The sequence below is a fragment of the Thioalkalivibrio sp. HK1 genome, from assembly GCA_000583135.1.
GTDB lineage: Bacteria > Pseudomonadota > Gammaproteobacteria > HK1 > HK1 > HK1.
In genome coordinates this window covers 1-10,685 of sequence record JFBG01000066.1, presented here as the reverse complement: position 1 = coordinate 10,685, position 10,685 = coordinate 1, and the positions used below count along the sequence as shown (strand labels likewise).

At 59.5% G+C, this 10,685-nt stretch carries 7 protein-coding genes; 5 read left to right on the top strand and 2 right to left on the bottom strand.

The window, feature by feature from the left end; genetic code table 11:
* The first annotated feature begins 161 nt into the window (after nt 1-161).
* A complete protein-coding gene (locus BF99_RS0115885) occupies nt 162-2,291 on the top strand; it encodes a thioredoxin domain-containing protein (protein WP_025771765.1) in 2,130 nt (709 codons plus the stop codon).
* 78 nt (nt 2,292-2,369) lie between these two features.
* On the opposite strand, the gene BF99_RS0115880 is transcribed toward BF99_RS0115885, so the two are convergent.
* Together BF99_RS0115880 and uvrA are read right to left on the bottom strand one after the other, a co-directional pair.
* A complete protein-coding gene (locus BF99_RS0115880) occupies nt 2,370-3,314 on the bottom strand; it encodes a carbohydrate kinase family protein (RefSeq protein ID WP_025771763.1) in 945 nt (314 codons plus the stop codon).
* A gap of 180 nt (nt 3,315-3,494) precedes the next feature.
* Nucleotides 3,495-6,458: an excinuclease ABC subunit UvrA gene (gene uvrA / locus BF99_RS0115870; protein ID WP_025771762.1), complete on the bottom strand. Its 2,964-nt coding sequence runs from the start codon at nt 6,456-6,458 to the stop codon at nt 3,495-3,497.
* Nucleotides 6,459-6,652: 194 nt separating this feature from the next.
* On the opposite strand from uvrA, the gene BF99_RS0115865 reads away from it, so the two are divergent.
* The 4 genes from BF99_RS0115865 to BF99_RS21225 form a co-directional block, all read left to right on the top strand.
* The gene (locus BF99_RS0115865) at nt 6,653-7,933 is read left to right on the top strand and encodes an MFS transporter (protein ID WP_025771760.1); all 1,281 of its coding nucleotides are present in this window, start codon (nt 6,653-6,655) and stop codon (nt 7,931-7,933) included.
* Nucleotides 7,934-8,384: 451 nt separating this feature from the next.
* A complete protein-coding gene (gene ssb, locus BF99_RS0115855; RefSeq protein WP_025771759.1) occupies nt 8,385-8,894 on the top strand; it encodes a single-stranded DNA-binding protein in 510 nt (169 codons plus the stop codon).
* Between the two features lie 218 nt (nt 8,895-9,112).
* Nucleotides 9,113-10,000, top strand: a complete 888-nt coding sequence (locus BF99_RS0115845) for a fructose bisphosphate aldolase (protein ID WP_025771758.1) — start codon at nt 9,113-9,115, stop codon at nt 9,998-10,000.
* A 212-nt stretch (nt 10,001-10,212) separates the two neighbouring features.
* A partial coding sequence (locus tag BF99_RS21225; RefSeq protein WP_156013391.1) for a hypothetical protein occupies nt 10,213-10,685 on the top strand: 473 nt, incomplete at its 3' end.

Below are 10,685 nucleotides of genomic sequence, written 5' to 3'. Positions count from 1 at the left end.
GTCGAGCGCCAGCGGAACGCTGACGAACACCACCTCGGTGATTCGCTGACTTTGAAGCCGCCCCCGGGGGGAAGGTCTTTTTCTCCCCGGGGCGCCGTTCACGCCGATGGCCAATAACCGATGACAAAGAGTGATTGTCCGATCCTCTTTCGAGCGGATCGATGACCGGCTCCGCCCACCAAAACGCGCTGGCCTTGGAGACCAGTCCTTATCTATTGCAGCACGCCGATAACCCCGTGGATTGGCAACCGTGGGGAGCCGAGGCTTTGGAGCGGGCGCGACGGGAAGACAAGCCGATCCTGCTTTCCATCGGCTATTCCGCTTGCCACTGGTGCCACGTGATGGCGCACGAGTCTTTCGAAGACGAGTCCACCGCCCGCGTGATGAACGATCTTTATATCAATATCAAGGTGGATCGGGAAGAACGTCCGGATATCGACAAGATCTATCAGACCGCGCATCAAATCCTCTCTCGGCGTCCCGGTGGTTGGCCGTTGACGGTCATCCTTTCCCCCGACGATCAAGCGCCCTTCTTTGCCGGTACCTACTTCCCCGATGCTCCCCGCCATGGAATGCCTTCGTTTCGCCAGGTTTTGGTCGGGGCGGAAAGGCTCTATCGGGAGCGGCGGGAGGAGATTCGTCGTCAGAACGCTTCGCTGGTGGATGCGCTGTGCGATCTGGATAAAGCGAGCCCCGGCGATGAAGAGCGCTCGTTGTCGGTAGAGCCTTTGAAAGCGGCCCGCGCCGCCTTGGTGCGTAGCCATGATTCACGCCACGGCGGTTTCGGGGGCGCTCCCAAATTTCCGCATCCGAACCAGATCGAGCGGCTGATGCGCGATTGCGCATCGCTTCGCTTCGGGTCCGGGTCCGATACCGAAACCGATGCCGATACCGCCCTTTCCATGGCTCGTTTCAGCCTTTCGAAGATGTGCTTGGGCGGTCTTTACGATCATGCCGGCGGAGGCTTCTACCGCTATACGGTGGATGAGATGTGGATGATTCCGCATTTCGAAAAGATGCTCTATGACAATGGTCCGCTGCTGGAAATCACCTCGCAGATGTATCGAATGACCGGGGATGCTCTTTTTGCCCACACCGCCCGACGCACCGCCGCTTGGGCCATGCGCGAGATGCAATCCCCCAAGGGAGGGTTTTGGTCCACGCTCGATGCGGATTCGCAAGGTGAGGAGGGAAGGTTCTATCTTTGGACCCCCCAAGAAGTGCGATCGATCGTGCCCGACGATGAATATATCGCCTTGGCCCCCCGTTTCGGTTTGGATCGCCCGCCGAACTTCGAATCATCCAGATGGCATTTACATGCCTACTCGAGCATCGAAGAGGTGGCGGGGCAAATCGGTCTGTCCGAGACCGAGAGCGAGGCGCGCATCGATCGAGCCCTTTCTCGTCTTTTCGAGGCCCGATCGAAGCGGGTCTATCCCGGCCGCGACGAAAAAGTGATCGCATCGTGGAATGGATTGATGATCAAGGGGATGGCGGTCGCCGGACGTATCTTGGGATCGCAAGCGATGATCGACTCCGCTTCGCGCGCCGTCGATTTCATCCGCAAATCGATGTGGATCGATGGAAGGCTGCATGCAACCTACAAAGACGGGCGCGCTCGCTTCAACGCTTATCTCGACGATCACGCTTGCCTGATCGACGGCATCCTCGCCCTTCTTGCCGCGAGATGGAGTGCGGAGGATCTCGCTTTCGCCGTCGAACTGGCCGAGGCGATGCTCGCCCGTTTCGAAGATCGCGAAAGCGGCGGTTTTTATTTCACCTCGAACGACCATGAGCGTTTGATGCATCGCCCGCGCCCGACGATGGACGATGCTTTGCCTGCGGGAAACTCGGTGGCGGCGATCGTCTTGGGGCGTTTGGGGAATTTGCTCGGCGAGATGCGTTATCTGCGGGCGGCGAAGCGCACCTTGATCGCGGCGCGAGAAGGGCTCGAGAAATTCCCGCAGGCCCATACTTCCTTGCTCATCGCCCTCGAGGAATATCTGAATCCGCCGGAAATCGTGGTGATTCGCAGCGCCGATGGAACCGAAGGCGAAGCCTCGTTGGAAAAATGGCGATTGCGAGCGAATTCCGGATATGCCCCTTATCGAATGACGCTCGCCATCCCTGCCGATGCCCGAGATCTACCGGCACTGCTGGCCGAGCGAAAGGCCAGGGGGGATTCCCCGGTCGCCTATCGATGCGAGGGTCGCACCTGCGATGCACCGATCACCTCCTTCGAAGAATTCGATGCCTGTCTTTCGAAGACCGAGATCGGCGAAAAGATCTGATATATCCATCGGACAAGCGAGATCTTGTCATCGCTCGTAGATAAGCCATCAAGCGGTTATGGCACGGTCATAGCGCATTCATAGGGCATAGCCGAACGAGGCCCGGAATCGCTCTTCGATATCGGATCCGGTCAGGGTATGGTTCTGGCTTCCGGGATGTTCGACGCTGATCGCCGCCGCCATCGAGGCCAGCCGACCGGTGGTCTTCCAGTCCATCTTGTTGGAAATCCCGTAAAGCAGTCCGGCGCGATAGGCATCCCCGCATCCGATGGTGTTGACGACGGCGCTCGTCGTCGCGCACGGAATATCGAGCTCCTGATCTTGGGTTCGGATGGTCGAGCCGCGCTCTCCTCGAGTCACGATCAGAGCCTTCAATCGGGAGGCGATGGCCCTTGCATCGAGGCCGGTGCGTTCTCGCAGGAATTCCCACTCGTAGTTGTTGCAGCTCAGCCAGGTGGCGAGATCGACGAAACGCCTAAGGGTGAGGGCGTCGAACATCGGCAGGCTTTGGCCCGGATCGAAAATGAAGGGAATGCCGCATTCGGCGCATTGTTCGGCATGCCGGATCATCCCCTCGCAGCCGTCGGGGGAGATGATGGCGATGGTCGGCGACCGATCGCCTCGATCGATATCGCGTACGTCGTTGCGGTGCGCATGGTTCATGGCCCCGGGATAGAAGGCGGCGATATGGTTGTTATCGAGATCGGTGGTGATGAAGGCCTGCGCGGTGTATTCGTCTTCGACGGGGGTGATCAGGCGATCTTGAATCCCTTGGGTATCCAACCAATCCCGGTAGCTGTCGAAATCCTTGCCGACGGTTGCCATCGGCAAGGGATCGCCACCGAGCCCTTTCAGGGTATAGGAGACATTGCCGGCGCAGCCGCCGAAATCCCGCCGGAAATCACTGACGCGAAAGGTGACGCTCAAAATATCGAGATGATCCGGCAAGATGCGATTCTTGAATCGATCGTTGAATGACATGACCGTGTCATAGGCGAAGGAGCCGCAGATCAGCGCAGACAAGATATCGATCCTTTTTATATTCCGAGCGATGATGGCTTTTTTCGCGCGCATCGATGATGGAGCGAAGAGATGGTTGCGAAAACGAGGCTTTTCGGATTCGATCTCGATAAAGGGCGAGTTTTTGCGATCCCGAAGGTAAGGATGCTCGCCTTTTTCGTTCGTTTATCTTCGAAGCCCTATCTATCCGGCGGTCTTCGTCGATCGCTTTTTTGCCGGGCGGGCACTCTTGGCGGCTTTGTCGCTCTTGCTTTTCCCGCCACGTTCCCCGCCACTTTTTCCGCTGCCCTTGCTGGGGCTCTTTCGCTTGCGAGGGGTTTTTTCGATGCCCAAGATCGATTTCAAGTAGCGACCGGTATGCGAATCCTCGCACCCGGCCACCTCTTCCGGGGTGCCGGCGGCGATGATTCGGCCGCCCCGATCGCCGCCCTCGGGACCTAAATCCACGACCCAATCCGCGGTTTTGACCACCTCCAAATTGTGCTCGATCACGATGATGGTATTGCCGTGATCGCGCAGGCGATGGAGGACTCCCAAGAGTTGCTCGGTATCGTAAAAGTGCAATCCGGTGGTCGGTTCGTCGAGGATATAAAGGGTGCGTCCGGTATCGCGCTTGGAGAGTTCCCTCGAAAGTTTGATCCGCTGCGCTTCGCCTCCGGAGAGGGTCGTCGCTCGCTGCCCCAAGCGCATATAGGAAAGGCCGACGTCGAGCAGGGTCTGGAGTTTGCGGGCAACCACCGGCACCGCGGAAAAGAAATCCAACGCTTCCTCGACGGTCATCTCCAGCACTTCGTGGATATTGCGACCCTTGTAGCGGATATCGAGGGTCTCGCGATTGAAGCGTTTGCCGTTGCAGGTATCGCAAGCGACATAGACATCGGGCAGGAAGTGCATTTCCACTCGGATCACCCCGTCGCCGCTGCAGGCCTCGCAGCGTCCCCCGCGCACATTGAAACTGAAGCGCCCGGGGTTGTAGCCCCGCGATCTCGCTTCGGGGGTGGCGGCGAAGAGCTCCCGCACCGGGGTGAACAAGCCGGTATAGGTCGCAGGATTGGATCGCGGAGTGCGACCGATCGGACTTTGGTCGATGGCCACCACGCGTTCGGCCAAATCCAAGCCGTCGATTCGATCCACCGGGGCGGCCTCGAGCGAGGAATCGTTGAATTTCCGAGCCGCCGCTCGATAGAGGGTATCGTTGACCAAGGTGGATTTGCCGGATCCGGAGACCCCGGTGACGCAGGTCATCAGACCCACGGGAAAATCGGCATCGACCCCCGCCAGGTTGTTGCCCTTGGCGCCCTTGACTCGGATCGTTCGCTTGGGATCGCAAGGGGTGCGTTGTTCGGGCACCTCGATCTTTCGCCGACCGGAGAGATACTGTCCGGTCAGAGAATCGGCATGCGAGGCGATCGTCTCAGGTGGCCCCTCGGCCACGATCTGTCCGCCGTGGACCCCGGCGCCGGGGCCGATATCGATCACGTGATCTGCGCTGCAGATGGCCTCTTCGTCGTGTTCGACGACGATCACCGTATTGCCGATATCTCGCAGATGGACGAGGGTGTCGAGCAAGCGGCGGTTATCCCGCTGATGCAATCCGATGGATGGCTCGTCAAGTACGTACATCACGCCCGCAAGACCGGCGCCGATCTGGCTCGCCAGCCGGATCCGCTGCGCCTCCCCTCCGGAGAGGGTCTCCGCCGCCCGATCGAGGGAGAGGTAGTCGAGCCCCACATCCACCAAAAAGCGCAGCCGCTGACCGATCTCCTTGAGGATGCGACCGGCGATCCCCGCGCGGGCGCCGGTCAGCTCGAGCCCGTCGAAGAAATCCCCGGTGCTTCGGATCGGGAGCGCGGAAACCGCCGGCAGGCTTTGCCCTCCGATGAGGACATTGCGGGCATATCGATTGAGCCGCCCGCCCTCGCAAGCCTCGCAAGCGCGGGTACCCATGAATTTGGAGAGTTCGTCTCTGACCAGTTGCGAATCCGTTTCCCGGTAGCGTCGTTCCATATTGGGGATGACGCCCTCGAAGGGATGTTTGCGCACCCGCCCTCTAAGGCCGCCCCCGGAGAAGGAAAAGCGGATGATCTCCTTGCCGCTTCCTTCCAGGATCACCTTGCGTATTTTTTCCGGCAGTTTTTGGAAAGGAGTGTCGATATTGAAATCGTAGTGCTCGGCCAGCGATTGGATCATCTGGAAATAATAGAAATTTCGCCGATCCCAACCCCGAATGGCTCCGGCGGGGAGGCTGCGCTCGGGATGGGTGACGATGCGCAAGGCGTCGAAAAAGGCATCCGTGCCCAAGCCGTCGCATCGTTCGCAGGCCCCGGCGGGATTGTTGAAGGAGAAGATGCGGGGCTCGAGTTCCGGGATCGAGTAGCCGCAGATATCGCAGGCAAAGCGGGCCGAGAATACCCGCTCCTCTCCGCCCTCTTCCATCGGGGCCACGATCACCCGACCCTCGGAGAGGTTCAAGGCGGTCTCGAAGGATTCGGCCAAGCGCAAGGAGATATCGTCTCGGACCCGGAAGCGATCCACCACCGCCTCGACCGAATGACGGCGCTTGGGATCGAGGGTGATTTCCTGATCCAGATCGCGCAGCGTGCCATCGATACGAGCCCGAATATAGCCTTGGGTACGCAAACTCTCGATAATACGGACATGCTCGCCCTTGCGGTCGTCGATGATCGGGGCCAGGAGCATCAATCGCTCGCCCGCAGGGAGTGTCATCACCGCATCGACCATCTGGCTGACGGTCTGCGATTCGAGGATCGTCCCGTGGTCGGGGCAGCGCGGTTCGCCGATACGGGCGAAGAGCAAGCGCAGGTAGTCGTGAATCTCGGTAATGGTGCCGACCGTCGAGCGCGGGTTGTGCGAGGTGGACTTTTGTTCGATCGATATCGCCGGAGAGAGCCCCTCGATATGCTCGACATCGGGTTTTTCCATCACCGAGAGGAACTGCCGGGCATAGGCGGAGAGGGATTCGACATAGCGTCGTTGCCCTTCGGCATAGATGGTGTCGAAGGCGAGAGAGGATTTGCCGGAGCCGGACAGCCCGGTGATCACCACCAAGCGGTCGCGGGGAATATCGACATCGACGCTACGCAGATTATGGGTGCGGGCACCGCGGATACGGATGGTACCGCTCATCGCAAGGCTATCCTGATAGGTGAGGGGATGATGATGCGTCGGCGCGCATCACCGTGCGGACTTCGCCGATTTTTTCGCCGAGCCCCGCTCTTTGGCGGGCCCTCTCGTCGATCCGTCAACGGTGCCGGAGCGAAACGAGCGGCGAATGAGCAAGCGGCGGACTATGATACGCCCATTGGCGATGATGGATCAATATGAGCGATACCAAGGCCCCCTTCGGCACTTCCTTTTCCGAGCCCCTTCGAGCGCCCGATGAGCCGGTCAGCGCATGGCCTGCGATATTCGCCTTGGGGGGGATCGTCTCGCTGCGCATGATGGGGCTGTTCATGATCCTGCCGGTATTGATCCTACATGCCCCGAATTATGCAGGCTACACGCCGATATTGGCCGGTCTCGCCATCGGGATTCACGGTCTCGCTCAAGGCCTCGCCCAAACCCCGATGGGGTTTCTTTCGGATCGCATCGGGCGCAAGCCGGTGATCGCCGCCGGTCTTGTTATTTTCTTCATCGGTAGCGTGCTGGCCGCCACCGCCGACCATCTATGGACGGTGATCGCCGGTCGCGCTTTGCAAGGAGCGGGCGCGGTGGCCGCTGCGGCCATGGCCTTTGCAAGCGATCTGAGCCATGAGACCCACCGCAATCGGGCGATGGCGATCATCGGGGCGGGCATCGGAATATCCTTCATGCTCTCTTTGGTGTTCGGTCCTTTGGTGGCCGGGTTCTTCGGCCTAAAGGGTGTCTTTTGGGCTTGCGCTTTGCTGGCCCTGATCGCCTTGTTCTTGCTGGGCTTTGCGCTTCGGGCCCCTAAGCGGCGGTTCCCTCGCTCGCTCGGGGATGCCCGAGGATCGACCCCGAAAGGCCGCTCCAAGGGGCCGGCAGGGGAGATCGCGGCGGTCTTGCGCGATCGACAGATGATGACGCTTTGTATCGGGATCTTCGTCATCCATGCGATCATGACCGCAGCCTTCGTCTCCTTGCCGATCGTCATCGAGGAGGTCGGGCTCGTCGATCCCGCCGGGCATTGGAAGATCTATGCGTCGGCGCTGCTCCTTTCCCTTGCGCCCGCAGTGTGGATGATCGTCATCTCGGATCGCGGTCGTCGCGGCCGCGAGGTGGTGATCAGCGCAGGCCTGATGCTCTCGATCGCGCTTTTGGGGCTGACCTTCGCCCAAGGGGCATCGCTACTGATCGGGTCGATGATCGTGTTTTTCGTCGGCTTCAATACCCTGGAGGCTTGCTTGCCGGCGATGATGTCGCAAGCGGCACCGATGCAATCCAGAGGAACTTGCTTGGGGGTTTTCGCCACCTTGCAATGCTTGGGGATTTTCGTCGGCGGGCTTTCGGGCGGCGCTTTGCTCGGCATGGCCGCAGCGCAATCGCTCTTCGCTCCTGGGGCGGTGCTGCTTGCGGGATGGGTGCTGATCGCCCTCGGGTTGAAAGCGGCACCGCTTTCCGGCGAGCGAGCCGGTGGGTAAAGCCAGGGATCGAAAGGCGGGCAAGCGAGATCCGATGGAAAAACCCTCGCCCTCGCTTTGGTTTTCGAGCGAGGCTTTTTTTCGATCCACCATCGATCGAGGCGAAATGCCGATGTCTCTCGAGACTCGATGAACATCATTCTCGGTGCCCTATAGGTGTATCAAGATAAAAGCCTCGGTTTTTTCTTGCGTGGCGGATAGGCAAAATTCAATTGTCCGATCCGGATCGTCTCCGGATCATCGCAAAAGCGGCAAGATCGTCTTGCCGATCATCGATTCATCGTCAACGCCGGGCGGACGAGGGCGTACCATTCACGGATTCGGATCATCGCCGGGGTGCGAGCGATCCTTTTCGCCCGGGATCGGGCTCGAGGTCGAACGATCCCTCGCCGTCGGCGAAGCGATATCGGATTTGAGACCTCCCTTTCATCAATCGATCGGAGAGTTTTCCATGGCCAGAGGTGTCAACAAGGTGATATTGATCGGCAATCTCGGAGCCGATCCGGAAACCCGCCACACGGCAAGCGGCAGCGCGATCACCAATATCCGTCTTGCCACGGCCGAATCTTGGAAAGATCGCAATACCGGCGAGCGACAAGAGCGCACGGAGTGGCATCGGGTGGTGTTTTTCAATCGCTTGGCCGAGGTCGCTGGCGAATATCTACGCAAGGGCTCGAGATGCTATATCGAGGGGCGTATCCAAACCCAGAAATGGCAGAAAGACGGGCAGGATCGCTATACCACCGAGATCATCGCCTCCGATATGCAGATGCTCGGCGGCCGGGACGATATGAGTCGGGGCGGAGGCGGCTCGCCTCGCAATGCCCCGGCATCGAATGCGAGATCGGATGGCGCCGCCGGCGATTCGAGCCCCGATTGGCCGGGCAACGAAGCCGATGGTGGCTCGGGCTATTCCGGGGGCGATGCGGGAGAGGATTTCGATGACGATATTCCTTTTTAGAACCCCAAGTTTTTAGACCATCAAGGCCATATCGAGCCTTCGAAGACCTTTGATTTCGATATCGTTGCAAGGGCCGAACCCTTCGCCCGCCGCATCTTGCGCCTGTGGGTTTCGTCAGATTTTTTTCGAAGCCCTTCGCATCGTCGATCATCGGCATATTTCCGCGACGATGGAACCCATCGTCGCATCGTTCCCACCATGACATAAGCGAGTGAGAGATGAACGCAGAGCAGATTGACAGAATTCGCAGCGCAAAGGGTTTCATCGCGGCATTGGATCAAAGCGGTGGCAGCACCCCCAAGGCGCTGAGCCTTTACGGCATCGGCGACGATGCGTGGTCCACCGAGGAGGAGATGTACGCCCTCATTCATCGCATGCGTACCCGGATCGTGACCAGCGAAGCCTTCGGCGGGGAGCGCATCATCGGGGCGATTCTCTTCGAGAACACGATGGATCGCGAGATCGAGGGTCTTCCCAGCGCCCATTATCTATGGCAGAAAAAGCGGGTCGTCCCTTTCCTCAAAGTGGATAGGGGATTGGAGGATCCAAGGGACGATGTGCAGATGATGAAGCCCATGCCGGCGCTCGATGCGCTGTTGGAGCGGGCGCGTTCAGGCGGTATTTTCGGCACCAAAATGCGATCGGTGATCAAAGATGCCGATCCCGCTGGCATCCAAGCGGTGGTGGAACAGCAGTTCGAGATCGGGCAACGCATATCGAGTGCCGGTTTGGTACCCATCATCGAGCCCGAGGTCGATATTCACAGCCCGCAAAAAGCGCGAGCCGAGGCCCTTTTGCGCGATGCCCTGCTCGAGCATCTCGATGCGTTGGCGGCGAACCACAAGGTCATGCTCAAGCTCACCTTGCCCGAGGAGGATGATTTCTACTCGGGTTGTATGCAGCACCCCAATGTCTTGCGGGTTGCGGCCCTTTCCGGCGGCTATTCTCGCAAAGAGGCGAATGCGCGTTTGGCGCGAAATCGCGGCATGATCGCAAGTTTCTCCCGGGCCTTGACCGAGGGGCTGAGCGAAGGGCAATCGGATGCGGAATTCGATGCCGCCCTCGATGCCTCCATCGCCGGCATCTTCGCTTCATCCGAAACCTGACGGATCCCCCGCAGGGTCGATCGATTCTTGAACAAGATGGTCTGCGCCGGATTTTTTCGGTGTGGATTGCTTCGCCCCGGCTCGCTTCGGTCTACCGGGGCTTTTTTTCGCTCATCCGATCGAAGCGAGACCCCCTTGACATTCCGAGCAAGATTTGCTAATAGTAGACGTAAGGTCCAAATCCGGTCCAACCAAACAAGGAGGGGAATCCAATGCGTAATCTCATGATGGGAATGATGATGCTTGTCGGTTTCGTCGGCTCGGCCTATGCAAACGACGCTGTTGTGGAGCAGCCGCCCCAAGCGAGTGGGGATTTGCAGCAGTGCGAGGCTGATTGCGACGCGCTCTATGTTCCCGGCGGTGCGACGCACGGTGCCTGCATTGAGGAATGTAATGTCTTTTTGAATGATGGAACCCGCGCGAGCACCGAGCAGCCGACAATGCTCGCCGAGGGCGGATGCTATGTCAACGATCAAGGCGAGGAGGTTTGCTACGGCGAAGATGGATCTGTGCTCGGGTCTGCGGCTACCAAAGCGGACACGATGCTTGCGGGGCTGAGTGACTGCAAGTTCGATTGTGACGAGTATGAGGACGGGTCGCAGTCTTGCTACGACACCTGCGACAAGTTTTTCCCGCAGGCGTCCATCGATGCAGGGCAGCCGACGATGCTTGCGGGTAGCCAGTT